Source organism: Phyllobacterium trifolii, from assembly GCF_014192095.1.
Lineage (GTDB): Bacteria > Pseudomonadota > Alphaproteobacteria > Rhizobiales > Rhizobiaceae > Phyllobacterium > Phyllobacterium trifolii.
The window spans coordinates 399,605-425,359 of the sequence record NZ_JACHXN010000002.1 but is presented as its reverse complement, the minus strand read 5'-3'; the positions used below and the strand labels follow the sequence as shown (position 1 = coordinate 425,359).

The 25,755-nt window shown below is 56.5% G+C and carries 21 protein-coding genes and 1 pseudogene; 10 read left to right on the top strand and 12 right to left on the bottom strand.

The window, feature by feature from the left end:
• A pseudogene (locus FHS21_RS04985) lies at positions 1-296 on the bottom strand (IS110 family RNA-guided transposase); the annotation flags it as partial.
• A 202-nt stretch (positions 297-498) separates the two neighbouring features.
• Positions 499-960 (bottom strand): Lrp/AsnC family transcriptional regulator, encoded by a 462-nt coding sequence (locus FHS21_RS04980; RefSeq protein ID WP_183661117.1) that lies wholly within the window; start codon positions 958-960, stop codon positions 499-501.
• 137 nt (positions 961-1,097) lie between these two features.
• Here FHS21_RS04980 and FHS21_RS04975 point away from each other — a divergent pair, with 137 nt between their 5' ends.
• Positions 1,098-2,090: an ornithine cyclodeaminase family protein gene (locus tag FHS21_RS04975; RefSeq protein WP_183661114.1), complete on the top strand. Its 993-nt coding sequence runs from the start codon at positions 1,098-1,100 to the stop codon at positions 2,088-2,090.
• A gap of 279 nt (positions 2,091-2,369) precedes the next feature.
• On the opposite strand, the gene FHS21_RS04970 is transcribed toward FHS21_RS04975, so the two are convergent.
• Positions 2,370-2,606: a hypothetical protein gene (locus FHS21_RS04970; RefSeq protein WP_183661111.1), complete on the bottom strand. Its 237-nt coding sequence runs from the start codon at positions 2,604-2,606 to the stop codon at positions 2,370-2,372.
• Positions 2,607-2,864: 258 nt separating this feature from the next.
• Between FHS21_RS04970 and FHS21_RS04965 the strand changes: the two genes are divergently transcribed.
• Positions 2,865-3,668 carry a TIGR01458 family HAD-type hydrolase gene (locus tag FHS21_RS04965; protein ID WP_183661156.1) on the top strand — a complete coding sequence of 268 codons (804 nt, stop codon included), beginning with the start codon at positions 2,865-2,867 and terminating at the stop codon, positions 3,666-3,668.
• 144 nt (positions 3,669-3,812) lie between these two features.
• Here the strand turns inward: FHS21_RS04965 and FHS21_RS04960 are convergent, their stop codons facing one another.
• A complete protein-coding gene (locus tag FHS21_RS04960) occupies positions 3,813-4,928 on the bottom strand; it encodes a glycosyltransferase family 2 protein (protein WP_183661108.1) in 1,116 nt (371 codons plus the stop codon).
• Positions 4,929-4,941: 13 nt separating this feature from the next.
• Positions 4,942-5,853: a glycosyltransferase family 8 protein gene (locus tag FHS21_RS04955; RefSeq protein ID WP_183661105.1), complete on the bottom strand. Its 912-nt coding sequence runs from the start codon at positions 5,851-5,853 to the stop codon at positions 4,942-4,944.
• 269 nt (positions 5,854-6,122) lie between these two features.
• Here FHS21_RS04955 and FHS21_RS04950 point away from each other — a divergent pair, with 269 nt between their 5' ends.
• The gene (locus FHS21_RS04950) at positions 6,123-6,428 is read left to right on the top strand and encodes a hypothetical protein (protein ID WP_376772061.1); all 306 of its coding nucleotides are present in this window, start codon (positions 6,123-6,125) and stop codon (positions 6,426-6,428) included.
• Between the two features lie 134 nt (positions 6,429-6,562).
• Here FHS21_RS04950 and FHS21_RS04945 read toward each other — a convergent pair whose 3' ends face one another.
• The 5 genes from FHS21_RS04945 to FHS21_RS04925 form a co-directional block, all read right to left on the bottom strand.
• Positions 6,563-8,032 carry a hypothetical protein gene (locus FHS21_RS04945; protein WP_183661102.1) on the bottom strand — a complete coding sequence of 490 codons (1,470 nt, stop codon included), beginning with the start codon at positions 8,030-8,032 and terminating at the stop codon, positions 6,563-6,565.
• 132 nt (positions 8,033-8,164) lie between these two features.
• Positions 8,165-9,469: a polysaccharide biosynthesis/export family protein gene (locus FHS21_RS04940; protein ID WP_246410829.1), complete on the bottom strand. Its 1,305-nt coding sequence runs from the start codon at positions 9,467-9,469 to the stop codon at positions 8,165-8,167.
• Positions 9,470-9,627: 158 nt separating this feature from the next.
• Positions 9,628-10,560, bottom strand: a complete 933-nt coding sequence (locus tag FHS21_RS04935; protein ID WP_183661098.1) for a glycosyltransferase family 2 protein — start codon at positions 10,558-10,560, stop codon at positions 9,628-9,630.
• A complete protein-coding gene (locus tag FHS21_RS04930; protein ID WP_183661095.1) occupies positions 10,557-12,308 on the bottom strand; it encodes a GumC family protein in 1,752 nt (583 codons plus the stop codon). The genes FHS21_RS04935 and FHS21_RS04930 overlap by 4 nt, the downstream gene beginning before the upstream one ends.
• A 117-nt stretch (positions 12,309-12,425) precedes the next feature.
• Positions 12,426-13,136, bottom strand: coding sequence for a sugar transferase (locus FHS21_RS04925; protein ID WP_183661093.1), 711 nt, complete (start codon positions 13,134-13,136; stop codon positions 12,426-12,428).
• A gap of 449 nt (positions 13,137-13,585) precedes the next feature.
• On the opposite strand from FHS21_RS04925, the gene FHS21_RS04920 reads away from it, so the two are divergent.
• The 5 genes from FHS21_RS04920 to FHS21_RS04900 all read left to right on the top strand — a co-directional run bounded on the left by FHS21_RS04920 (position 13,586) and on the right by FHS21_RS04900 (position 19,439).
• The gene (locus FHS21_RS04920; protein ID WP_183661091.1) at positions 13,586-14,317 is read left to right on the top strand and encodes a Crp/Fnr family transcriptional regulator; all 732 of its coding nucleotides are present in this window, start codon (positions 13,586-13,588) and stop codon (positions 14,315-14,317) included.
• A complete protein-coding gene (locus FHS21_RS04915; RefSeq protein WP_183661150.1) occupies positions 14,317-15,714 on the top strand; it encodes a glycosyltransferase family 4 protein in 1,398 nt (465 codons plus the stop codon). Before FHS21_RS04920 ends, FHS21_RS04915 begins: the two co-directional genes overlap by 1 nt.
• Positions 15,711-16,955, top strand: a complete 1,245-nt coding sequence (locus FHS21_RS04910) for a glycosyltransferase family 4 protein (RefSeq protein ID WP_183661089.1) — start codon at positions 15,711-15,713, stop codon at positions 16,953-16,955. The genes FHS21_RS04915 and FHS21_RS04910 overlap by 4 nt, the downstream gene beginning before the upstream one ends.
• A gap of 126 nt (positions 16,956-17,081) precedes the next feature.
• Complete coding sequence (locus FHS21_RS04905) at positions 17,082-18,563, top strand: lipopolysaccharide biosynthesis protein (protein WP_183661086.1); 1,482 nt, start codon at positions 17,082-17,084, stop codon at positions 18,561-18,563.
• A gap of 51 nt (positions 18,564-18,614) precedes the next feature.
• Positions 18,615-19,439, top strand: a complete 825-nt coding sequence (locus tag FHS21_RS04900) for a glycoside hydrolase family 16 protein (RefSeq protein ID WP_112525704.1) — start codon at positions 18,615-18,617, stop codon at positions 19,437-19,439.
• A gap of 556 nt (positions 19,440-19,995) precedes the next feature.
• Here FHS21_RS04900 and FHS21_RS04895 read toward each other — a convergent pair.
• The gene (locus tag FHS21_RS04895; RefSeq protein ID WP_112525702.1) at positions 19,996-20,583 is read right to left on the bottom strand and encodes a TetR/AcrR family transcriptional regulator; all 588 of its coding nucleotides are present in this window, start codon (positions 20,581-20,583) and stop codon (positions 19,996-19,998) included.
• Positions 20,584-20,681: 98 nt separating this feature from the next.
• Here FHS21_RS04895 and FHS21_RS04890 point away from each other — a divergent pair, with 98 nt between their 5' ends.
• Positions 20,682-21,794 carry an efflux RND transporter periplasmic adaptor subunit gene (locus FHS21_RS04890; protein WP_112525700.1) on the top strand — a complete coding sequence of 371 codons (1,113 nt, stop codon included), beginning with the start codon at positions 20,682-20,684 and terminating at the stop codon, positions 21,792-21,794.
• Positions 21,794-24,904, top strand: a complete 3,111-nt coding sequence (locus FHS21_RS04885; RefSeq protein ID WP_112525698.1) for an efflux RND transporter permease subunit — start codon at positions 21,794-21,796, stop codon at positions 24,902-24,904. Before FHS21_RS04890 ends, FHS21_RS04885 begins: the two co-directional genes overlap by 1 nt.
• Positions 24,905-25,106: 202 nt before the next feature.
• Here FHS21_RS04885 and FHS21_RS04880 read toward each other — a convergent pair whose 3' ends face one another.
• Entirely contained in the window at positions 25,107-25,727 is a 621-nt protein-coding gene (locus FHS21_RS04880; RefSeq protein WP_112525696.1) for an FMN-dependent NADH-azoreductase, read from the bottom strand.
• Positions 25,728-25,755 lie beyond the last annotated feature (28 nt).

Genomic DNA, 25,755 nt, shown 5'->3' with positions numbered 1-25,755 from the left:
GCGATCACGATCGCCTCGGCGTCGGCCGCATCGTTTTTCTGCCGCTTCACGAACGGCCGGACATATTGTGGCGCAATCAGTTTCACTGCATGGCCCAGTTCCACGACCTGTCGAGCCCAATAGTGCGCGCTGCCGCAGGCTTCCATCACCACGACCGCAGGTGATTGATCCGCTATGAACTTCAGAAACTGGGACCGTGAGAGCTTTTTGCGAAACTTCACCTGACCCGTCATCGACGCTCCGTGGAGCACAAAAACACTCTTTGCCAGGTCCACACCAATCATCGTATCCTTCATTTTGCCGCCTTCTCTACTTCGTGGGTTAACGCACCACAACATTGGCACATTGCGATGCCGTCAGGGGAGGGCGGCAACCATCCCATCTCGACTGGAACGCACATTCGAAACCCTTTAAGGCGATACGTTATGACGGCTTCACGCCGAAAACTCCGTCTTGACCGAGTTATTCCAGCTTCAACCGGCCAGAAAACCGGAGGTGTCAAAGCGGCAACAATGCGTCAGGCTTCACATCACCGATTGATGCGTAAGTGTGCGTTTCCCTGACACCAGGAAGCGGCAGAATGACCCGCTGCAGGAATTCCTGAAACGTTGCCATGTCAGCTATTCGTGCTTTGACCAGGTAGTCGAATCCACCAATCACCATATGACATTCGATGATTTCGGGTGCCTTCGCAACAGCCTCTGCAAAGCGGTCGAAGACGTGCGGCGCGGTGTGATCGAGTCTTACCTCGACAAAGACGACAGCGCCGCGTCCAATCTTTGAGGGCTCCAGCACAGCCCGCACGGCGCGGATAAAGCCTTCACTGAAAAGCCGCTTGATGCGCTGTGATGCGCCGGTCGGTGACAGTCCAACGCGTTCGGCGAGGTCAAGTACGGTCCGGCGACCGTCTTCTTGCAATAGCCCGAGCAACATCCGGTCGATACGGTCCAGATCGTTCATTTTGATTCACACTTTCGTGGGTCCAAACGCGCGACAATCACGCTAGGAAGTCGAAATTACTATATTTCATCACACCGATTTGCTCAATACGGTTGGAAAGGCACTGAACGCATAACCGGACGAAGGCAAGCAAGATCATGGACAGCACACAACCTGCCTCGAGCAATCACACAAAGGGTGAGATCAAGATTCTCTCGCTGAGCGAAGCGGAGATCAAAAAATGTATCGACCTGCGCAAGCTGCTAGATGCGCTAGCGGACGGGTTCAAAGCGCTTTCCGACGATCGTGTCGTTAATCCAGCGCGGCCACAACTCGATATTCCGAATGCCGGCTATTCGTTGGCGATGCCTGCCTGGATGAAGGGAATGCATTTGACCGTAAAACTCGTCAACGTGTTCGAAGGCAATATCGCTCGGGGCATCCCAAGTCACCTCGCAACAATACATCTCTTCGATCCAGAAACAGGAATGCCTGTTTGCATTATGGATGGCACCTACATCACGGCCGTACGCACGTCTGGCTCGGCCGTCCTCTCAGTGCGAGAGCTCGCCAGGCGTAATGCCAAGGTCGCGACCGTCGTGGGCGCTGGCGTTCAAGCTAGCCAGCACCTTCACCTGTTGCCACTAGTTCGAGATTTCCAGGAAATCCGAGTTTTCTCGAAGGATTTTTCTGATGCGCAGGTTCTGTCCTCACGTCATTCAGGTACCACGGCCGTCGAGGACCTCGAGGCCGCGGTACGCTCTTCGGATGTCGTGTGCCTCGCAACGCACTCCTACGTCCCCGCGATATCCGCAGAATGGGTTCAACCAGGAACGCACGTGTCCTCGGTCGGTGTTGCGCCACCCGGCGGCGAACTTCCGATCGATTTGATCGCTCGCGGCAAGCTCTTCGTTGAGACGCGGGACGCCTTCTCGCCAACACCCGTGGGTTGTTGCGAACTTGCAAATATCGATCCGGAGGCAGGCATCGATCTTGGTGCGATGTTGCTGGGACTGCGACCAGGTCGGACGTCAGATCAGCAGATCACGATCTACAAGGCCATGGGCGTCGCCATGGAGGATATGGTGGCAGCCGACCTCGCTTACCGCGAGGCCAAACGCCTAGGTCTGGGCCAAGCTATTTCTCTCTAGAATTCAAGGCGCTCATTGGAAATCACTCATCCCGATATGCTCTAAAGAGTGATTGTAGAATCTTATGAACCAATCGGATTCGGTGGAAGATCCGCTAATATCGGCATTTTCAGTTGCTGCTGCCTGCCCCTATTGTATGGTGTTGGTTCAGAAAAGGGCAGATAGTCGATTTAATAACAAGAATTCTGACACAAATGTCGGCTTGAATCCCGGGACATTCACATCGCTGCTCATGCTCACCTCTCTCAAATAATGTGACAATGCCATCGGACGGCATGTTCAAGATGCGAGTATCTTCGAGATGGTGATTGTTTCATGTTTCCCTTCGTCCGGCTTGACCTCGACGCTCCCAAGGTTGTCGATCTCATGTAACACCTGTTCAACCTCGTCGTCGCTGAACTTGCCGATAGCTCGAAGCTTCTCGGCCAGAGCGTCAGCTGTGGTCTTTATCGGACCATAAACAAGTCGGCCATGTGCTTCGATCGTGAATAGAAGGGTAGGCGTAGTCTCGAGCATTTCGGATCTCCTGAACATCGTGGTTCTACCAAAACACAAGAAGGACGGTTATTACCGCGGTCACTTCCCTTCCAAGAAGCGTTTAGCACGGCTTTTCAGAGGATCGTTTCTCAGTAACTGCGGGGTACTGTAAAAGTCAGGATAGTTTTCGGACAGGCCGGTTTCCTCATCCCCTGAAGCCTTCCGAGACGAACGTTGATCGTTGGAAGGTCGCTTGAAGACGTTGACGCCCAATTTGTCCACGTCCATTCTGCTTCGATGATTAGCGGTGTGCTTCTGGATCTTGCTGGCGTCCTCTATGATGGCAAAGAGGTTATTCCGGGCGCAACGAATGCTGTTGCCCGCCTGCACGAGGCTGACCTTCCTGTACGCTTCGTGAGCAACACGACACGGTCGAGCAAAGAATCCGTTCTTAAGCAGCTCGACAGGCTTGGCTTTTCTGTCTCATCCAGCGAGCTTTTAACTCCAGCGCAAATAGCGCGTGAATGGCTTGGTCAACACAATCGATCGCCATACCTCCTGGTTCACCCGGACCTGGTGGCGGATTTCCACGATGTGGCGGGCGGGGATGGAAGGGCGGTCATTGTCGGCGATGCAGGCAAGGCCTTCGATTACCTGGCGCTGAACAGGGCGTTTCGAGAGCTCATCCAGGGCGCGGAATTCCTGGCGCTGGCGCCGAACCGGACATTCAAGGATGCAGATGGAGAACTCAGTCTCGACGCGGGAGCATTCGTTGCGGCACTGGAATTCGCCAGTCAAAGAAGTGCTGTTGTCTTGGGAAAGCCGTCGCCTGCGTTCTTCCTGTCCGCACTAGCCAGCATGCAATGCCCAATTGCAGAAGCCGTAATAGTCGGCGACGATGCGGAAACCGACATCGCAGGGGCCTTGCGGACCGGACTTGCTCACGCGTTGCTGGTACGCACGGGCAAATACCGCCCCGGCGACGAGGACCGTTTCAACCCCCCACCAACCGCAACCGTCAATGACATTTCCGCGGCAGTTGACTGGATTTTGGCAGCGCGCATTCGCGAAGAATCACTCAGTCCCTGTTCCCTTTCCTGAATGGCAAGGTACATGAACTATATCGGTCGAGTATGGCCCGACTGATGCGAAGCCCCACGACCTATCAGCCTGACCAGTTGCAAAAATCACACCAATGTGGGAGTCATCTCGCGATCCAGCCTCGCCAGTTCGACGCCAATTGTGTCAGCCTCGGCGGGATTGGATTGCACAAGTGACCGGAACTTTTTTGCGTGAAGTGCCAACACCTGGATCGAACTCTTTAGTCTCGATCAATCCACTAGACTTCACAGTTGAAACATTCTTCCAGTATTTCCAACCTTCCCCTTGTATAAGACCGTGATCAGCCAAATCTTTCCAGTTTTTGTAAACACCCGTGTCCTCATACAAGAAATGACGCACGTCCTCGCCTGAGGAATATACGGCGTATTCTTCGGTGTGCTCCGATCGGTTTGCCACATCCGAAACCTTATGAACAAAGGTCGATAGAAACTTGAAATGCAAGAGGGCACCCGATATGCCAAGTGCTCCACGCATATCGCCCAAATTCAAGGACAACGGCCAAACCTGATGCGATGACTTGAGAAACAGGCACTCTCCCGCTACGTAAACGAGGGGTATCTTGTTGAGTGCAGGACCATCCCAGATACGGCCCTGGAAATAGACCCGCCCACGGACCCCGCCCTTGATCCATATCGTCAAATTGCGTTTGTCGAAATGTGACTCGTAACCCGAACGGTCGAAGAGGTTACAAACACCCAGGGGGTTTCTTCCGGGCTCGCATACGTTTTCAACAATTGGATTACGGCTGTACATATCGACCATGACCGATCGCAGAGAACGACCGCCCACGGAATCCATGTAAGCGGTCAACTGGCTGATCGGCCTTGTGTCGCAATGCGGGTAAACCAGAAATTCATCGGCATCGACGTAAAGGACCCATTTTTCCTGGCAATACCGGTTGATGACTTCGTTGATCCAGTCGTTTCCAAACCTTGCTGCCTTGTAGGACCCGTTGGCCGAAAGGAGGGACACGTCGTCGAAGCTGGACAGCTGTTCTACCGTCCCATCGGTCGACCCGTTATCGATGCAAAGAAAATGCTCAAATCCAAGATCGCGATAATACTGCAGAAAGAAGGCCAGCCGATGCCCTTCGTCGCGGATGACGCATATGACAACATGGCGCGCGTGCTTGAGCCCGCCGCGCAGCAGGTCGCACTTGACCTGCCTGGCTTTCAGAGACCGCCGCAGTCGGGCCTTTGCGTAGTGTGAAATGCTGGCAAGGGAAGCACTGTTAATCATGCTCTTTCGACCATCACACGACATAATCGCCGACAAGCAGACCCTGGACTTGCGGGTTGGGCTTGTCCTCCTGCAACGCGTGTGTGATACGTTCCCGAATTGAACGATACTTGTATAACATTTTACGGTCGAATGTTATTCCGCGGTATAGCGCGTCGTATACCGGGTGCGATTTGCGTAAGTCGACGTAAACCTGGCTTTCCGCATCGCTCCATGGAAAGAAAGTCCCGTGCCACGGCTTTGGATGCGCCATGTAGTGCACGATGGATAAGGAGGACATGTTCACAAGATGAAGAAACTGCTTCGGAAAGTTCCAGCGGTTCGACACGAGGATGAGTGAAGATCCGCAGACATAGTTCAGTGCACCTTGATCATGTTTGCCCTCGCAGGCCTCCGGATTTTTCATAAAAAGTTCTAACGCCTCTTGCCCGATCCAGCCGTTACGGTGAAACTTCAGAACACCCGCGTTGAAATAGTGGCTGTCTCTTCCGCTGAGGAGGAGCTTGTGGATCGATGTGTAATCACGCGCTGCAAAGAACTTTCCCTCAGGGGCGACGGCGTTTTCGAGCTCAGCCAGATTGCTGACGACCTGCGTGTCCCCATCGAGGTAAATAATCTGGGTGTACTCAGCGGGCAGGACCTGGCAAAGGACAAGCTTGGCCATCGTGCTGACGCTGATGCGTCGCTGAAAATGCGAGCCGTCGAGTTTGCCGAGCGAGTCCTTCAATGCTGCAGTCGCATCGATCAGTTCGACCCCGCTCATCGCGAGCAGGCCTTTCAGCTCTGCAAAATTATCAAGGTGTTCCGACATGAGGACGCAGACGTCGGTCGCTGCGCTGGCGAATTTGCGAGCCTGGAGGGCCGAAAGAATAGTGGGAAACGCATACTCGACATCCGTAACGTAAACGACGCATTGATTGTTCATATCACCGCCCCTCTGATTGGTCTTCGCCGGGAACACCCCTTATTGAACCCGTCACTGATACTGTCGTATGGAAACGCGATCCGGTATTTTGTTGCCAAATGCGTAACTGAGCGCCGTCGGTTTGAAATAAAGGGCTGGTTGACGACGATTTTTGAGCGTTTAATTGTTGAAATTTTAACCGCAGCGGGCGTTCCAATATCGTAAGTCTGCGGTGCCAAATCGCAAAGACCAGCAGTTGGAACCCTGGTCGTGATGCAAGGGGAGGGAGGATGACAATGCTGAGCGGCGCAATCATCGTGATGGTGATTTCGATCACGGCCGGGACCGCCATCCGTGTCTGGGCATTCGCAATCTTTGCGTTTTTCGTGGCAACTGGCTTGGGGGTCGTGACCTTCACCCAGGGCTCTTCCCTGATTGCCGCTGCGCTCTCCAGCATTGCTGTCCTTGCGCTCATGGAAGTCAGTTACCTGGTGGGCGTCTTTTTGTCGGGACTTTGGCGTCGCACGCGCAAACTTCCAAAAAATGGTTCCACCGCTGACGCGGCGCATGCGGCAGACGAGCACCGCGGGAGCTGACTTTCCGCAGAGGTTTGCCGAACTGCTTTCGTGCGCCAACCACCTGTCATTGACGATCTTCGAGGCGCGCCACGTAGAAAATCTTCGGGTCCGCCCGGATGCGGCTATGGTTGGACGGGATCGCAAGTGGCGTATCATGGCGCCGAAACCATCGGCGTTCTCATCAAAGATGCCGATGCCTCCAAGGGATATGGGCTCACAGGCGACCGAGCCGCGCGTCGTGGCAAGACGTGGGAGCCAGCCAGGCAACCGGTGGCCAGCCCTGCGGTAATACTGAACAGCAAGCCGAGGTCAGTACTGCTCCCGGAGATCGTCGCCGAGGCGATCTGGGCGATTGACGCCATCACGGCGGCAATTCCGATTGCCCGGTCCTCCCGGGCGTCTGATTCGTTCCGCCCGGCCGCTGTCAGGAGGCTGTACAGAAAGATGGCGAAAAGCACGGTGCCGCACAATCCGACATTCGACAGCAATGCGGCAATAAAACTGGAGGCTCGAACTGTGCCGAGCCCGGCGCCGAAAGTGGCCGTCTCCACGAATGAGACGAGCGCCAGAGTGTTCCAGGCGGTGCGTTCTTCGCCAGATTGTGACTGGAGCTTGTCTGCGAAGGTAATGCTCATGAGTTCCGTTACCGAATTCCACGCATCCGGTATCAGCATGAGTGCAACGATCGTGCAGGGAACCATGAACAGTGTGACGATCAGGAAAGCAGCATAGGGGGCCGTAGCACGGCCACTAGGGAGGCGTTTCAGGCTTAGCAGTACGACGAGGCCGAGAACAAGCAGACCCGCAATGTAGGCAGTTGTCGACGTGCACAGTATGATAGTCGCGCCAACAGATATCGTTGCCAGACCGGTCAGGCGGCTTGGAAAACGCTCCAGCCAAAGCAGGAGCGTGAAAGAAAAGAAGACCAATGCGGCCGATCCGTAGGAGCTTGCTTCAGGAAAGGAACCGACGATGCGTTTGAAACCGCTGATCGTCTCGGCCGTGTGCATCGTATAGTTGGCATTGCGTATGAAATCGAGTAATTCGGCCTGGTCGGTCATGAACGCTCCGATATCGAGCAGCGCCAGGCCGAGGCACACTATCGCCGTCACGATCAAACTTCGAGCGATGAAACGGGCGTGCCCGAGCCGGGTGAGCCCACTGATGACGGCAAAGCAGGCGAGGTCGCCGAGTAGATAGACAGCCTGGGTAAAATTGGACGAACCTGGAGCCAGCGGAGAGGCCACTGTCGACATCGTCCCCGACGCGTCGCGGGCGGACGAGTAGACGAGCGTTGCACCGGCAAAGATGCGGGGCAGAAAGAAAGCCGATACGGCGGAAAACAGGATATAGACAGCGAACCAGAAGCCGGGGCCCGGATACGCAATGCTGGCCAAGGCCGCCTGTGTTTCTATGGGGCGCAGCAAGGCGGTCGCGACAAAGAAAAGCACCAGAAGATGGCTGGGTTGGATGCTACCACCACCAAGCGAGGGCAGCTGGAGCGCCGCCGCGGCTCCAAAGAGCGTCGACAAACAAAGTGTCCCGATTGCAAAGCGTGCTCCGTAGACCACACTAAGTGCGCCAAGCAGGAGGACGAAGTAGCCGATCGGTTCTATCGTCATGCTTCAGCTTCCGATCTGGACAGTGATTGCATGGCCTGCATTTGCAATGCACGCCGGTGGCGTTTCCAGCCGGCTTTCCCGGAGCTGCCGGAAAGAGGGCAGGCCGGGCCACCGGCCCTGATGGCATCTTCCTCAATCACGGATGCCTCCGTCGCTCCTGCTTGAGATATCCTGGCGGGAAGCCGACTGGGCGCTTCCGGTTACATCGGGCCGTCCAACCTGCGGTTGCAGCAGAAAAGACGCCTGCGGGTCAGTGTCGACACCGATCTCGACGAGGTCGTGCGGCAGCAGGGCGGTCGTCTCATCCGCTTCGATCGTATGATAGGTTCCATCATCGCTGCGACGCACGATCCTGAAGGTTTTCTGTGTACTTCCGAGGCTCGTCGTCTCCGTTCCGATCCGGGCGACTTGCGCACTATACCCCGCCTGCTCGCCCAGCAGCTGCGCTACCTGGATGTCGATTGCCGCCTTGCTGATATCAAGATCAACCGTATTGAGCAGCTGTTGGTTTTCTGCGTTCTGCTTGTTGATGATCCCGGTCTTTTCGCGCTCACTGTCGCTCAGCGCCTGACGGGCTTTGGTCAGGGCGATTTCCAGATCGAGCATGCTGCCTTGGGCATCCGCCAATGCGCGATCGAGTGAAAATTGGCGTGCGTTGTTCGACAGACCTTTGCTCGCGAGGCCGTTGACGGCATCCAGTTCCTCCTGCGCAAGGGCGATCTGTCGTTTTTGCGAGATGATCTTGGCTTCGAGTGACTGGATTTCCTGACTGTACAGACGGCTGAGATCATTCGCCGCCGCGATCTGGCTGTCGGACTCGACGCGTCGCAGCCGCATCAGGTTGGACTCCTCCGTCTTCAGTTTCTCGACATCCGGCGTGCCCACGAGTTCGCCAGGAATAGCGAAGCTGGGTTCGCCGGCGATCTCGGCGCGCAAACGGGCCTGCCGCATCAGAAGATCACGCCGGCTGAGGATGGCGGTGCGATAGGCCCCGGCAGCCTGGATCCGATCGCGCTCGAAGACGGCGTTGCCCTCACGCGCCCGCAAAAAGCCCCCGGCGATGCTCACCGCCTTCATTACGGTCATGTTCGTCACAAAAGGATAGCGCCCCGGGGTCTGCACGGTTCCTGTCACGAAGACTGGCGCGTGCTCGGCGATCTCGACGGCAATAAAGGGTTTTCCCGGCAACTCGGCTTTCTCGGCCAACCCGCTCGCGATGGCGTCGGCCAGTTGCTCTGTCGTCTTGCCGTTCGCCTTTATCTGACCGACGATCGGGATCGATAGATTGCCCATATCGTCGACGGTATATATTCCCTCAAGCGCCTCCCAACTGGCGTATCGGGTATCGGACGATCGCCACTCGACAACGCGTAACTTTATCTTGTCTTCTGCCACCAGCGTATATGTGTCGGCACTGGCCGCGCTCCAGTTGGTCATGCACGCAAAGACAAGCAAGAGAAGGCCGGCAAATACGAGGCGATCGGGCAAGATCCGAATTTTCGAGTATGACGGACGCAGCGGTCTACCGGCGTGTCCTATAGGGGGACTTGACCGCCTGTTGAGCACTGGCAAAGACATGCATTGCATGACGTCTGCTACCTCCGTTTTGTTGCGATGGATGGTGAAGACATCTCGCGATTAGAAGAAATGCCGAATTCGAGGATGCGCGAGGGAGACGCGCGACCTATGAGAAGATCTGCCAGGGCCAGCACGTTACCGCCCAAACGTCCCCGCCGATCGATGGAACGGTCGCCGAGCAGCGCGCCGCGAGCGTTAGCCAGAATGTTGCGGCCAATTTGTGCGATCGCGCGCGCCTTCGACATCGTGCCCTTCCTGATCAGGTGGGCAGGATTGGCTATCTGCGAATAGCCGAGCCGTAGACCGGGCTGACGCGCGGATTTGACACCCAGATGAACACCGCAGGCGCCCGCAACGCGCACCGATCTGCCGTAACGGGCGATGGATCTGCTGAAATCGACATCCTCGAGCCAGCCATAAAGCGGGAGCTGCTCATCAAAGGTAAGGCCATGCTCGATAACGGCCGACAGGCGGACCACCATGTTGCACCCGTAGGCGTTATAGACATCCGTCACCAACTCAGCCCGCTCGCCAGCCGTCTCGATGATTTCCAGGGCCGCGGACATGGTAAGGCCACCGCCAAGGATGCCATCGGCCAGGACCTCGCCCGTTGCGATGGTCACGTCCGGTTCGCGAGCGAAGACCGCTTGCATACGTGATATGAAGTTCGGGGCCGGAATGAAGTCGTCGTCCAGAAAGATCAGAATATCCGTATCGGGGACGGCCGCCCGGAGGATCCTGTTGCGTTGGCAGGTCAACCCGCGGGAGCCGACAATAAGCTCCACGTCGAGGCGATTATCGAGCCCGGCTGCATCGTTGATGTCTGGTACGCAGACGATGATCCGCTCTGGGCGGTTTCGCAGGCCAGCAAGATAGTCGATCGTTGCCAGCAACGTTGCGGGGCGGCCTGCTGAAGCGATGCCCACGGAAATACTTGATTGCCGGGTCATGATTGCATTCTCGGCGGCGCTTTGTTGATGATCGCGCCGAGAACCTCCGCGCCGACATTTCGCATACCGTCGATGACTTTCACGGCATCGTCGATCGAGGTCCGTCCATGCCATGTGATCACCAGGACTCCGTCCAGCTCTGGCGCTATCGCATTCGCATCCGGGGATATGGAGACGGCGGAAATGTCAACGAATATGGCGTCAAATTCCTTTTTCAGATCGTTGAAGTTCAATTGCGTGCGACCGGAGCTCAGGCGAATGGCCGGCGTTATCCCGCGCATCTTGCCGAGAGGAAGAAATTTCAACGTGGGGGTGAGGGGCAATGCAGCTGTCTGGATCAGATCGGCATTATCGAGAACGTCGACAAGGCCTGCCGAGCAATGCGGCGCGATCGAACCGCTGAGGGAAGATTTTTCCGCCGCCGCATCGATCAGGAGTGTGCGAGATCCCGACTCGGCTGACTGGACCGCAAGCTCGCAAGCTATAGTCGACGCTCCGCTGCCCGGATTGACGGCAACGATCCCGATGACGACCTTTCGCCTCCGCCGAAGTCCTGCGATCGTTGCGCCCAATTCCGCCATACCAGGTATGATCGGATAAGTGGCCGTGCTGCCGCTGCGGGCTTCAGCGGCCAGGAAGTATGCAGGGTGGCCACGGCGCGTCTTTTCCGATCTCGCCAATAATGTGACGAATGGCAGTTCAGCCGCCTCCGCGAGTCGTTGGCCGCGGACGATCCGGCGGTCACCCGCGTGCCGAATCATGGCCAGCATCAGGCCGGCGCCCGCTCCTACCGCTGTAGCGAAGGCAACGATGAGCCCGCTGCGCGGCCTTGCCTTGGAAAGCGGCAACGTGGCTTGCGAGACAATCGTGGCATCGGACACAGGGAAGGATATACGCTGCTTGGCCTCAGTAAACTGAGTAAGAGTATTCTCGTATAAAGTGCGGCGCGCATCCGCCGCACTTTGCAATTCCGCGAGTTTGAACTGATCGCGCGGATTACTTTTGAACGTGGCCAAAGCATTGGCAGCTTCGGTTAGTCCGCGCTGTTGCTCGATAACAAATTTTTCCAGCCACGCGCTGTATTGCCGCGCGGCTTCGGCCTTCATCAGTATGTTTTTCCGGATGTATTCCTCGGCGACCGTATCGGCAATTTCGACCGCTTTCTTGGGGCTGGATGCATCGGCCGACACCTCGATGATCGTCGAGCGTCCAATCCGGCGCAGTGCCACCATGTTTCGCAACCTGGCGGTAACCCGATCGGACCGCTGCGTCTCTTTGGCCAGCGATGCTGGCTGCGCCGCAGCTGTCGGATCGTCTGTTTCTGCATCCTTTTGCAAACTTCCCGTCAGCCAACCTTTTGCAGTGTCCTGCAGCGAAGGCGCCTTGTCAGCAAATGCAGGATCGCTGGCAAGATCAAGCGCCTTCGCCGTTTGACCGAGCACATCGCTGGATTTGGCAATTTCCAGCTGTGCCTCAAGGAATGCGTCCGCCTCGACGGCCCGTTGCGCGTCAGAACCGTTCACTTGGGGAAAGACCAAAAGTTGGGTGCTGGCAACGAATGTCGGCTGGGCGGTGAGGACATAGGCCGCGGCCACGCCGAGGAAGGCACTGGTCGTTAGGATGATCCACGCCCAGCGCATCCTTAGAAAAAAGAGCATGTCCCGCATGGTCAGCGGTGAACTCCCACCCGCGGTTGGGGCAGGCAGGGGTATTGAGGAAACACCGCTAAAGATGCGACTGGAGGTCATTTAGTCTCAATCCAAAAGGGCACGATCACAGTATAGCCAGGGGCTAGTCGCAGGTTAAACATGTAGAGGAATGTCTTTCGATTTTTGGACAAGGACGGCAACGCTCCCCGAACCCGTCTAGTAGGAACCGCGCCTTAAAAACAGGACCGGAATGGTCTTCGCCATGATGAGAAAATCCCGACCAAGCGACCAATTGTCGAGATAGTGAACGTCGAGAGAAACCCGATGCTGGTAGCTGACATCGTTGCGCCCACTGGTTTGCCAGTGACCGGTCAGTCCGGGTCTACCCTCCATGTAGGCCGAGATATGCTCACCGTAGCGTGGCAGCTCCTCGAGCGTGATCGGCCGTGGTCCCACCAGACTCATATCGCCGCGCACGACGTTCAGCAGTTGCGGAAGCTCGTCGATACTCGATTTTCGAAGAATCTCGCCGACGACCGTGACCCTGGGGTCGTTCTTCAGTTTCCGCGTCGCCTCCCATTCGGTTCTTGCCGCCCGATCGGTTCGCAGCAATTCCGCAAGCTGGTCACTCGCATCAGTCTTCATGGTACGAAACTTGAGACATCCAAACGCAGCGCCACCAAAGCCGATCCGGGTATGGGAATAAAAGACCGGGCCTTTGTCACCAAGCTTCACGATTATTGCGACTATCAGGAAAAGCGGGGAGAGGAGCACCAAAGCGGCGATCGCTATCAAAAGGTCTACCGTTCGCTTTGACCATCTGCCGATCGCATGAGGTCGAGCAACGTGGAGATCATCGCCTTGCTCGGGCTTCTGGACGCCCGACCAGGATTCGCCAACTTCAATGCCCTGTGCATCCCATGTCATCGGTCGTCTCCTACAATTTCCGGTTACCAGTGAAACTTTGGTGCACTGCAACCGGATTGTCTGTGACCGAGGTCATAATCGTGAACAAATTCTTTATGGTAATAAGACGACGCAGGGGAATCCTGCGACGGCAAGCTCCGATGACTAAATCTAAGTGACTAACAGTTTAAATAAAAAAGTCTATCGAGAGTTACTTTACACGTATAAATTCGCGGATTTTAACTAAGCATTGCAGGATTTTTGTCACGAATGGTTCATATATGAGCACATTACTACACAATTGTTAGGCAATATGCAATAAATTAAATCGCCGTCAATAATATATGCGATACATTATATTCATGTATACCTTACTCGACATGCAATGTTACTTGACACTCAAACTGAGCCATTATAAATGATGCAGTGCAGCATCAACTATAACCATCCAGAATTTGGGAGTTATGCGCATGGACGGGGCTACACACACACACGATTGCAGAGTCGGTATCGTTAAGGCAGCGGTTCCAGAGGGCATCCAGTTAAGCAACCGTAGTGTACCGGATGATGAATTCTCCTTCTGCCATTCAAACGCTCGAAGCTTCCAGCGCGGTGAGATCATCGCCGGAGCCGGTGTCCTCGTTGATATGTTTGCTCGCGTTCAGCGGGGCTTCGTGAGCGCGAGCACGATGCTGCCCGACGGCAGGGAATTCATCGTTGAAATTATTCCGAAAGCGGGGCTCATCGGCGATCTCGAGGTCCTGCGTAGGCAGATGTTGAACCTCGAGTATCGAGCCAGTTCCGATTGCGAACTGCATTTTTTCGAAGGCCGCTTGCTGCGCGAACGATATGCCAGCGATCCTCGTTTCCGGGAGAAGGTTGTTTACAGGGCATTGGCTCGTGTTGCGGAGCTCGAGCTGCGGATCATTTCAAACGCAGGGTCGTGCTTGCAATCCAGGCTGGCCAGCACGATTTTGCGGCTCTCCACCGTCTATGGGAAAGATACTCCGGATAACCAGGACGAGCTGATCATTTCGCAATACGACTTGGCCGCAACTCTTCCTGCTTCCCGCGAAAAGGTCAATCAGTGTCTGCGACGCTGGCGCGAGCGCAAGATAGTCGACGGATCTCAAGGCAAGATTCGCATTCTTAACCGCAAAGCACTTGAGGCCTATGCCGATGGCGCGGCATTGGTGAAATGATGCCGACTTTCCTTCCCAACCCGGATTGTTCTGACCAACTTGGATCGGCCGGGTCGACCGTACGATCACTAAGTCCCGGGAGATATGGGAAGTGGCCTGGAAATGCCGCGCTGTATAGCTCAACAATTGATCGCGTGGTCATCATCGATGATTATTCGACGGCTAGAGGCGGCGCGACAGCTCTCTCCGTACTGTCGGCTAAACTGTTTCGTGGCCTCGACATCGCGGTGACTTATATTTGCGGGGACGACGGCGCCAACACAGAACTTGCTGCCCTTGGAGTTTCCATCGTGCCGCTCAACAGCCGCGATCTGATCAACGCCGAGCGCGCGAAGGCTTTTGTCTCAGGTATTCACAATGTCCTCGCCGTTCGGATGATCGCGACCTGGATCCGTGCAAACGACACACCGAACACAAGCTATCACGTCCATGGCTGGTCCAAGATCCTGTCTCCGGCGATATTCAAGGCGCTGGTGCCCGTCGCGAGGCGATGTGTGGTTCACGCGCACGATTTCTTCACCGCTTGTCCCAACGGCGCCTTCTTTGATTACCAGGCGCAAGAGATTTGTCTTCGGCGTCCGCTCGGGGTGAGCTGCATCGCCACCGCCTGCGACAAGAGAAACTATTCGCACAAATTGTGGCGGGTTGCCCGCGGCTCCAATCTCGTTCGGCTTCTGCGCAATCAGGCCGATTTTGGTAAAATAGTCCTGCTGCACGAGAAGATGGCGAGCTTCTTCCTTCGTGCGGGTTATCCGGCCGAACGCCTGACGACGATCCGCAATCCCATCGCACCGCTGTCTAGCCAACGCGTTGAGGCAGAAACCAATGACGAATTCGTCTTCATCGGACGATTGGACGAGGAGAAGGGCGTGGAAGACGCCGTAGCCGCCACGCGCAGAGCTGGCGCAAACCTTTGCGTGATCGGGGACGGGCCGTTGATGGAACGGGTGGCGACGTCCGGAGATCACGTGCGGACAGTCGGTTGGCAGTCGCACGCGGAGATCGGCAAGACGATTCGTCAGGCAAGCGCGTTGCTGATGCCCTCGCGCTATCCCGAGCCGTTCGGACTTGTCGCCATAGAGGCGGCCGCGAGCGGCCTTCCCATCATCATGTCTCAAGGGGCCTTTCTTGCCGAAGAAATGGAGAAAGCAGGCATCGCACTTTCCTGCGACACGACCAACGAGCGCGCCTTTGCGGATACATTGATGACATTCCGCAAGATGCCGAAGCGCGATGTTCGCCGGATGAGCGAGCGTGCCTTCCAGTTGTCACCAAACCTCGCCTCAACACATGAAGAATGGCGCGATGCCCTTCTTGCACAATACCACAGCCTGATTTCGACAAATGTAATGCCCGGGCCGTCGGACGCGGTGATGAAACAAGGAGCACTCAGTTGACCCTCGAAGCAACAACCTCTCTTCCGGAAGTCATGGCATTTCTCGCCGATGCACCGGTAATGACGAAAAGCCGGTCCATCGAGACCAGCGGCAAAAGCGATACCAAGCAGCTTCGCGTCGCCATCGTGCACTATTGGCTTGTGTCGATGCGTGGCGGCGAAAAAGTCGTCGAAGAGCTTTGCCGCATGTTTCCGCAGGCCGATATCTTCACCCTTGTCTGCAATCCGGATCGTATCAGCGATTTTCTGAAGACGCGCAATATCCGCACGTCTTTTCTCCAGAAGATTCCCGGTGCGAAACGGCATTACACGAAGATGCTGCCGCTGATGCCGTTCGCGCTCGAGCAGTTCGATCTGCAGGAGTACGATCTGGTGCTGTCAAGCGAATCCGGACCTGCCAAAGGCGTCATTACGCGCGCGGACGCCCTTCATATATGCTACTGTCATTCGCCGATGCGTTACATCTGGGATCAGTTTCACGTGTATCGGCTGGGCCTTCCGTGGCTGGGTCGGGCATTGATGTCGATTACGGCACCGATGCTGCGCGCCTGGGACGTGACAACCGCTTCGCGGGTCGATGTCTTTGTGGCGAACTCCGGCTATGTCGCAAACCGCATCCAACGCTTCTACGATCGCGATTCGGCCGTCATTCATCCGCCCGTTGCAACTGATGATTTTGCAGTGGGCAAAGGGAGGGGCGAGTTCTACCTCTATGCGGGGCAGTTGACGGCCTACAAGCGGCCGGATATCGCCGTTCGCGCCTGTAGCGAGACTGGCCGCAAACTGATCGTGATCGGAGAGGGAGAGCAGACAGCATATCTCAAATCGATTGCCGGCCCCACCGTTCAATTCCTCGGCCACCAGCCGTTCTCCGTTTTGCGCGATCATCTGTCGCGATGCCGCGCTTTGCTTTTTCCCGGCACCGAAGATTTCGGCATTTTGCCGGTGGAAGCTATGGCATCGGGGCGGCCAGTTCTGGCGTTCGACGCTGGCGGGGCCCGCGAGACCGTCTCTTCACCCCATGTTGGGCTTCGCTTTGCACTACAATCCAAGGAATCACTTCTGGACACGATGGTAACGTTCGAGGAAATCGAGGACGATTTTGATCCGAACGCGATCCGCGAACATGCCCTGAAGTTCTCCTCCATGGTCTTCCGCGAGCGCCTGAACGCCCTCATTGAGGAACAGTTGAGCAGGCGTACTGACGCATCGGCCAGCTCTTTCCAAGGTCGGTCGCATTGATGGGCCGGGCGGACATTGATGTATTCAGCAGATTAAGGCGCCTCACTGCCAAACGGCGACGGTGCAGCCATCATCCTTTTCCCGCTCGATTTAATTCGTCTCAACCCGCCGACGAGGAATAGAGCCGTGTCAAGCGTATCGCAAAGGACGGCGACGGCGAGCATCTGGACTATTGGCGGAAAATTCCTCGCACGACTGCTCGATTTCGTAAGTCTTCTGGTCTTGGCAAGGCTTCTGAGCCCGGCGGATTTTGGCCTTGTTGCCATCGCGACTTCGGTCCTGGTAATCGTCGAGGCGATCCTGGACCTGCCACTGACCCAAGCCCTGGTACGTCAGCGATCTCCTTCAGAGGGGATGTTCGCCACGGCGTTCACGCTGAGCGTTCTCAGGGGGGCGGCCATCAGCCTCTTGATGGTGATCGTCGCCTGGCCGATGGCGCTTATCTATAGTGATTCTCGGCTCGTCTCACTTGTCGCCGTTCTCTCCCTCGCACCGGCTATGCGCAGCCTGATCAGTCCGCGCATGGTTCTTTTCATGCAACACTTTGATTTCAGACGCGAGTTTGCGCTCGACATCATTGCCAAGGGCTCTACGCTCCTGTTCGGCGTCGGGGTGACGCTAGTGACCGGCAGCTACTGGGGACTGGCGATAGGGGCGGTCGCGGGTCCATTCGCGGCGGCGATCACCTCATATGTCTTCGCTCCGATGCGCCCCACTCTGACCCTTTCGGAGTGGAAGCACTTCCAGGATATGATTGGCTGGAACACGGTTGCGCAGATCCTGAATTCCATCAACTGGCAACTGGATCGGCTGCTCCTACCTCGCTTTACAAGCCTGTCGACGTTCGGCGCCTTCAGCGTGGCGGATAATCTCGCCGGCATTCCGCACCAGACCTTTGTAGGGCCACTGATGCGCCCCTTGATGGCCGCCTTCTCCAATGTCGACGATCATCACAAGCTGATAACCGCGTATCTGAAAGCGACAAACGCAATCACCCTGGTCGCAGCTCCGGTCCTTCTCGTCCTCGCCTTGCTTGCCGACCCGGTCGTGCGCATCATTGTCGGCGAGAAATGGGCATTCGCCATCCCGATTCTCCAATGGCTGTGTCTCGTCAGCCTGATCGGTCTTCCCGCAACCATCATGCCGGCGTTGGCTATGGTCATGGACAACACCCGCTATGTCGCACTTAGAATGTTCGTCGAGTTCGCCATAAGAGTTCCGGTAACGATCCTGGGAATCGCCTATTTCGGACTTGCAGGGGCACTCGCTGCGCGTATTGTGGCAGTTCTTGTCGCCTATGCCGCATCGCTCGTCATCACGCGACACCTGATCGGCGCGACATTCGGTGCTCAGCTGAATGCCTTTTTCAGGCCGCTTGCTGCCAGTTTGCCCATGATCGGTTTCCTGCTGTGCGTGCAGCCAGTGCTCAGTGCCATGCCTCCTAGCCTGAATCTCATTACAGGTTTGACCTTCTGCGGCGGAGCTGCGGTCACGATCTTCTGGGTCTCCGCGCTGTTGTTATGGCAAATCGTTGGAAGGCCCGATGGCCTCGAGACCATCGTCGTTCAGAAAATTTTGCCACGAAGAAGCGGGGCTCTCACCTCGTGATCGAAATTCAGACTAATCCGACGGTTGTTTTGGCATTTCCGGAGAAGCACAATGTATTGCAGATTTGCTAAGAGACTCGTTTTTCTCATCGCCCTTGGTTCATTAGGATTCCTGGAGCAGCCCTCCGCGGCTCAAGAGCAGATCAATATCGATGCGTTCCAAATGACCTTCGAGGAGAACTTCGATAAGCTGGATGTCTCGGCCTGGGGAAAGAACGGCTCGCGCTGGATTGCCCATACACCCTGGAATGGAGATTTTGGCGATGCCCGTTTCACCGATCCGACCGACGGGTTTCCCTTTACCGTCGACGAGGGGATCTTACGGATCGAGGCGCGTAAAGGCTCCGATGGAAACTGGCGCTCGGGCCTCCTGGCTTCGACGAACGCGAAAGGGCAGGGGTTCTCGCAGCAATTCGGCTACTTCGAGGCCCGGATGAAGCTGCCGCCAGGCAAGGGAGTCTGGCCGGCCTTCTGGCTCATCGGCATCGACCGGTCGAAATACACTGCGGAGATAGACGTAATGGAATATTACGGTCGCGTGCCGTACGAATTCAGCAGCGGTTTTCATATCTGGCGTCAGAGCCAGGGCGGTGAGAATACCACCGGCGGCCATTGGACAACTGTCAAGGACGGGACGTTGAGCAATGAATATCATACCTACGGCGTGGAAATTTCACCGGACAAGACGACCATTTATCTCGATCGCAAATCCATATGGAGTTTCGAGACGCCAAAGGAGTTCCATACCCCGTTTTATCCGTTAGTGAACCTTGCGCTCGGATCTGGTTGGCCGATCGATGAAACGCCGAACCCGTCCTTTTTACTAGTCGACTACATCCACGTTTACCAGCGAAAACCTGCCGGTTCCGCCGACTGAACTATGTCGCTGGGCGGGTGCAAACCTTGCCGTCAGGCCGAGATATGACCTCGACAGAGATGCAGCGTAGGCGCTGCACTTATCTTGATCAGAATGCCCCACCAGCGAAGAGATACGCAACGCATGAAGACTATAGCCACGGCGAGTCGTCTGTCCTGCATCGGCAAGTCGCGTTTCTGCTAGTGGGATCAGACTTGATGATCACGGCAGTCATTGCAGAATTTCGTCTTACTATCGGTTGTCACAACTTTGAGTTAAAACGGTCTCGATGTTCTCGATCTGTGCCTTGAAAGTTGCATAACGGCTCGACTGGAACTGCACACTCGAAAACCTTCAATGTGGCTCGTGATGACCGCTTTTAGCCCAAAAAATGGACGTGGCGGCCATGATTTTCAGGCGGCAATTAGTCTGGCCACTTTCCAATCGGGATCGAGGAAGTATTTCAGGTCTTGCTGGCTCGATTGGAGCGGTCAGAAATTGAACAGACGAGGTCTTAGACCCCTGATCCGACCGGATAGTCGAAGCCAGCGATATCACTTGGGCGATAGTGATCGCTTCAGGCGACATCTTTACCGCTTGCAATACGTCTAACTTCACCGGCGGCTGCGTCGAGAATGCCTTGCGATAAATCCTCTTCCTTAATGAGGCGCGATAGCGTGACAGCACCCACCATCAGAGACAATATCGCCATTGCCTTGCCGCTGGGATTGGAGCTCTTGGCGTCGTCCATCAGTTCATCCAGGACCTCAAAGTGAGCCCGGATCCCATCCTCAAATGGACGCCTGACCTCTTCACTCTGGCGCGCCGCGTCAGATCCCAGCGCTACGAGAGGGCAACCGTCGGCCTTTTCCCCGACATGTCCCGGTGAGAGGTAGAACTCCAGGACTGCTTCGAGAGGATCGGAGCTTTTCGCTGCTGCTGTCGACCATCTGCGCGTGGCGCTTTCCATTGCCCGCCTGGAGGCCTGCGCAGCAAGGTCGTCCTTGGACGAGAACTGCTTGTAGAACGCGCCTTGCGTTAGGCCGGCACCCTTCATCAGATCCTTCAGGCCGATCCCATCGAAGCCATGCTCTCGAAAGAGACGGCTCGCGACGTTGATCACGGTTTCCCGATTTTCCTCGGCCTGTGCGCGGCTCACTCTCATGTCGACCTCCAATTAGATTTCGTTTGACATCTATAGCGTAATTAGATTTAGATCACAATCTAATTGGTGCAGATCGCTCGTCAAGTAGAGAATGTAAAATGAAACGCAAATACGTCCTGACTTTTGTGGGTCTCTTGGGAGTGGCGGCGGCCGCTGCCTTTTTCCTGGTGTCCGAAACCACTGAACGGAAAGCCGAAGCCGCAGATCCAAGGACGGTTGCGCCGCTCGTAAGGGTGGCCGAGGCGAAGAAGATGGATACAGCGGAGAGGTCGTTTACCGGCACCGTCGCTTCGCGCGTACAGAGCAATCTCGGGTTTCGGGTTCCGGGCAAGATCGTCCAGCGGATGGTCGATGTGGGTCAGCAGGTGAGACAAGGCCAGGCCCTGATGCGCATCGATGAAACCGATCTCCAACTCGCGCTTACAGCGAAGCGCAATACGGTCATCGCAGCGCGGGCTGTCCTGATCCAGGTACAAGCAGATGAGAAGCGCTATGCGGCGCTGGTGAAAAATGGATTGGCTGCCACCCCACAGCGTTATGAACAAGCCAAAGCGGCTCTCGACACGGCCACTGCCCAGCTTGCCGCGGCTGAAGCTGACGCCAGGGTCGCAGAAAACGCAGCTTCCTATACCGTCCTTCTTGCAGATTCAGATGGAACCGTCGTCGATACTCTTGGAGATACCGGACAGGTCGTGGCTGCGGGCCAGACGGTCGTGCAACTCGCGAAGGCTGGGCCACGTGAAGCTGTTGTTTGGCTACCTGAGACTTTGCGGCCCGACATAGGGTCCGAAGCTGAGGCCAATGTCTATGGTGGCGGCAGTCTAAGCGGAAAAGCTCGCTTGCGACAGATCTCTGATGCCGCCGATCCGCAAACCCGTACTTACGATGCGCGGTATGTTCTCGAGGGCGCCGCCGCTGCGGCCCCGCTCGGTTCGACGGTGACGATTAGAATCCTGGACACGAACAGGCAATCGGAAGTCGCCATTCCTGTAGGCGCCATCTTGGACGACGGTAGCCGGACAGGTGTGTGGGTTGTCAACGGCGCCACGTCCACTGTGAAGTTCACCCCGGTCAAAGTTCAGCGGATCGGCGAGGAGACGGCATTTGTCACGGGCATTGGAATTGGTGAGCAGGTTGTCGCTCTGGGCGCGCATCTTCTGGAAAATGGCGCAGCCGTCAGAACTGCCTCGCAGCAAGAGGTGACAAGGTAATGAGCTTCAATCTTTCAGCCATCGCGGTTCGCGAACGCGCCGTTACCTTTTTCTTTATCGTTCTGTTGGCCGTGGCGGGGGCGTACGCCTTCGTCAAGCTGGGACGCGCCGAGGATCCTTCCTTCACCATCAAGACCCTGACGGTCACTTCAGTCTGGCCAGGTGCCACTGCGCGTGAAATGCAGGATCTTGTCGCCGAGCCACTTGAGAAGCGCATCCAGGAACTCACCTGGTATGACCGTGTCGAAACAACTGCCCGGCCTGGCTACGCTTTCCTCACCGTGACTTTGAAGGATAGCATGCCGCCGGCCGCCGTCGAAGAGGAGTTCTATCAGGCGCGCAAGAAGCTGAGCGATGAAGCCCGAAATCTCCCTCCAGGCGTCATTGGTCCCTTCGTCAACGATGAATATTCCGATGTGAGCTTCGGTCTTTATGCACTTAAGGCAAAGGGGATGCCGATGCGCGACTTGGTTCGGCAGGCGGAGGTCATCCGTCAAGATCTCCTGCATGTTCCGGGTGTCAAGAAAATCAACATCCTTGGAGAGCGCCCCGAACAGATCTTCGTCGAATTTTCCTATGCCAAGCTTGCGACACTTGGAATATCGGCGACCGATATCGCCGCAGCTTTGCAGAGACAGAATACGGTCACGCCCGCCGGCTCCATCGATACGCGTGGGCCACAGGTCTTCATCCGTTTCGACGGAGCCTATAACAGCGTGCAGGCGATCGCCGATACGCCAATCGCTGCGGCCGGACGGACGCTGAAGCTCTCCGATCTAGCGGATGTGCGGCGCGGGTATCAGGATCCCGCGACTTACGTCATCCGCCATGAGGGCGAGCCGACAATCATGCTGGGTGCCGTGATGCAACAGGGCTGGAATGGTCTTGATCTCGGCAAGGCGCTTGAAGCGCGATCCGCCGCGATCGCGCAGACACTGCCGCTGGGCATGACGCTCACCAAAGTCAGCGATCAGGCCGTCAACATCGACGAGGCGGTCGGCGAATTCATGCTCAAGTTCGCAATGGCGCTTGGCGTCGTGTTGTTCGTGAGCCTCGTCGCCCTCGGCTGGCGCGTCGGCATCGTTGTCGCGCTCGCTGTGCCGCTGACGCTTGCGGTGGTCTTCCTCATCATGCTGGAAACCGGCCGGTTCTTCGATCGTATCACGCTCGGCGCGTTGATCCTTGCGCTAGGACTTCTTGTAGACGACGCCATCATTGCCATTGAGGTGATGGTGGTGAAGATGGAGGAGGGCATGGGCCGCATCAAGGCGGCCGCCTACGCCTGGAGCCATACGGCGGCGCCAATGCTGTCCGGCACCCTCGTCACAATCATTGGTCTGATGCCCGTGGGCTTTGCAAGATCGACTGCAGGTGAATATGCCGGCAACATTTTCTGGGTCGTGGGCTTCGCGCTGATCGTTTCGTGGTTTGTTGCCGTGATCTTTACCCCGTACCTCGGCGTCAAGTTGCTGCCTGACATCAAGCCGGTCGAGGGTGGACATCACGCCATCTATGATACGCCGAACTATCGTCGCCTGCGCTCCCTCATCGAGTTCGCGGTTCGCCATAAATTCATGGTATGCGCCGTGGTCGGCATCACGATGGCTGTTTCGGTCATGGGGATGGGAATTGTAAAACAACAGTTCTTCCCGACATCGGATCGGCCTGAAGTGCTGGTCGAAGTTCGCATGCCCGAAGGCACAAGCATCGAGACCACGACAGCCGCAGTGGAGAAAGTCGAGGGCTGGCTGCAAACTCAGCCGGAAGCAAAAATCGTCACCTGCTATGTAGGGCAGGGTGCGCCCCGCTTCTTCTTTGCCATGGCACCGGAACTTCCCGATCCCGCCTTCGCCAAGGTCGTTGTGCTCACCCCCGATGCCCATGCGCGTGAGGCTTTGAAGTATCGTCTGCGCGCCGCCATTTCCGGGGGGCTTGTCCCTGAGGCGTCCGTCCGCGTAACGCAGCTTGTCTTTGGGCCCTACACGCCGTTTCCGGTCGAGTTTCGGATCATGGGACCGGATCCGGATGAACTTTACAAAATCTCCGAGCAGGCTCTTGCTATCATGAAAAGTGTTCCAGATGTCCGACAGGCCAACCGGGATTGGGGCAACCGAACTCCGGTGCTGCGGTTTGTCCCCGACCAGGATCGGCTCAATCTGATCGGTCTCTCCCCCTCTGAGGCAGCCCAGCAGATGCAGTTGCTGCTCAGCGGCATCCCTGTCACGCAAGTGCGCGACAACATCCGCAACGTCCCTGTTGTCGCACGTAGCGCAGGTGACAACCGGCTCGATCCTTCAAGGCTGGGCGATTTCTCGCTCATGAGCAGGGATGGCCGTCAGGTCCCCCTTGATCAGATCGGCCATTCCGAGATCCGGTTTGAGGAGCCAATTCTCAAACGCCGCGATCGCACACCGGTTATCACGATAAGATCCGATATCAACGAGGCAACGCAACCCCCGGAAGTCTCACAGCAAGTCATGAAGGCGCTTCAGCCGCTGATCGCATCGCTTCCCGTCGGGTACCGCATCGAAATGGGCGGCAACATCGAGGAATCCCTCAAGGCCAATGTCGCACTCGTCAAGATATTTCCGGCCATGATTGCAGCCATGCTGATCGTCATCATCCTCCAGGTTCGCAGCCTGTCAACGATGACGATGGTCATGTTGACCGCACCCCTCGGACTTGCCGGGGTGGTCCCGACGTTGCTTCTTTTCAATCAGCCGTTCGGCTTTAACGCCATTCTCGGGTTGATAGGATTGGCAGGTATCCTCATGCGCAACACGCTGATCCTGACCGAGCAAATCAAGGAAAACCAAGCTGCCGGGCTCGATGATTATCACGCCGTCATTGAAGCGACTGTGCAGCGGACACGCCCTGTCATCCTGACCGCGCTTGCAGCGATCCTGGCCTTCATTCCACTGACCCACTCGGTGTTTTGGGGATCGATGGCATACACGCTGATTGGCGGAACGGCGGCGGGTACCGTGATGATCCTCCTCTTCCTTCCGGCACTGTACGCTGTGTGGTTCCGGATCAAGACAACGAAAGAAGACAGCCACGGGGAAACGATTGAGGAACTGGCACCACGGAGGGCAATGGCGGCGGAGTAGGGCACTTCGTGTGCAAGACATCCCTCCGGTTTTTGCGTGGCTTCCTCATGCCTACTGACCTCTGCGGAGCTTTCACCGGCTATTGTGTTCGCTGCACGGCTGATCGCAATGCGACGACGCTTCAGCTCCTCGGGAATCTCCTTTGTTCGCTCGACGATCAGAAAATGGTTTGATCGAAGAACTCGCGATTCAGGTCAAGCCCTTATGCTATTGCAAGTGTACCGATCTCGGCCTGCGCCGCCTTTAGCGATACCTCGCGCTGCTGGGCGCTGATATTGACGCCGTCGGCAGTAATGACTTCAGGATCAACGATTCCGACGAAGGCGAACACGCTCTTCAAATAACTCAGCGTGTGCTCGAAACTCTCGGCGGGGGAGCCCGGTCCGTAAAAGCCGCCGCGCGCAAGCGCTATGATGACGCGTTTGCTGCCAAGCAATCCTTCGGGTCCCTTTTCCGTGTAACGGAAGGTCTTGCCGGGGACCGCGATACGATCGATCCACGCCTTCAGCTGGCTGGGCACGCTGAAATTGTACTGTGCGACGCCGAGAACGACCGTATCGGCGGTCAAAAACTCCTCTAGAACGTTTGCCCCAAGCGCAACGTCCGCCTTTAATGCAGCATCGTGGCCGGCTTCCAGACCCGCCCGGACCACGCCCACGTATTTGCCCGACAGGTGCGGGATCGGTTGGGCCGCAAGATCGCGATAGACCACTTCCGTCATCGGATCGAGAGACTGGATCCGTGCGACCACCGCCGCCGAAAGCGCCCGGCTCACTGAGTTTTCCCCGAGTATACTGGAATCGAGATGAAGAAGGGATGGCATCAGTAACCTCATACGTTTGTAGCAGCAG